This window comes from Alcanivorax sp. HI0044 (assembly GCF_001634945.1).
Window position 1 is genome coordinate 1 of record NZ_LWEZ01000215.1, and the last position, 1,191, is coordinate 1,191.

Sequence of the window (1,191 nt, forward strand, 5' to 3'; positions counted from 1 at the left end):
AACGTTGAAAAACCTGCATTCTGGAAGCATCCTCTTACCGGGTATGTCTCCGTTGGCACAAAAGTATGCAGGACATCGCCATGGGGTATTCAACGATCGTATTGGTGATGCAAGGTCTTTGCTCTTGGGGGAAGTGGCTACGCCGTTAGGTCGTATGGAAATGTACTTAAAGGGTGGGGGAAGAACCCCTTATGCTCTTAGGGGTGATGGCTATTTGGGGTTGCGTAGTGCGGTCAAGGAATATCTTGTCAGTCACGCTCTCTATGGTATCGGGATACCAACCAGTCTTCCGCTAAGCATTTGTAATCATAAAAGAAAAATTTTTCGTGATCAGTTGGAGAAGTCTGCAACCGTGATTCGCCTTTCTCCATCTCATGCTCGAGTTGGCCATTTCGAATGGCTGGCTACCAGGGGGAACGCTGCAGCCATGAAGGCTTTGATTGCTCACCTTGGTGGTTGTTATGGCGAAGGTGGTGAAATGAGCGTGGAGCAGTTTTTTAAACACTCTGTACAACGCGCCGCTCATCTTGCTGCAGCGTGGCAGGTCTGGGGGTTTGTCGCTGGCACACTGAATACAGATGATATTTCCGCTCTAGGTGTGACTCTTGATCCCGGCGCAGGAGCTTTTCTGGAATCTTGCCAGGCTTTACTGACAGAAGATTGCGATGCAGTTGACAGCGTATATGCATTTTCTTCCCAGTCTGAATCTATCAGGTTTGGACTTGAGGTGCTGGGCAGGGCATTACGATTGTTGCTGCACGAAGAAAAAATAAACGCCATATTGGAGAGTTTTTATGACCAGCGTAAAAAAGCGATGCTATGTGGAATGCGCTCTCGCTTGGGGTTGATGATGTCGAGAGAAGAAGATTCAGTATTGATTAACCAATGGCTGTCCATCCTGCATAGGAAGGGAGCAGATTACAATTCTTCATTCCGTTATTTAATGGAATGGAAAAATGATGAATCGAGTGACCACCATTTGGCTGATAAGCTAGGTCTTGAGCGTAACGATAGGGTTCTGGCTGAGTGGTTGAATGCGTATCGGAAGCGTCTTGAAAATGAGTGTTTTACCTACCATGAGCGCTACCGTTTCATGGCTGGGGTTAATCCGATAACAATACTTAGAGAGGCCGATATTTGTGACGTTAGTGCTGCCGTGGAAGCCGGCGATTTTATCCCTCTGGCTCGCTT

Annotated in this window: 1 protein-coding gene; it reads left to right on the plus strand. The window is 47.4% G+C overall.

What is annotated here, in order from left to right; all coding sequences use genetic code 11:
* Positions 1-1,191 (plus strand): protein adenylyltransferase SelO family protein (locus A3730_RS02575; protein WP_063537423.1); only part of this gene is annotated, 1,191 nt, incomplete at both ends.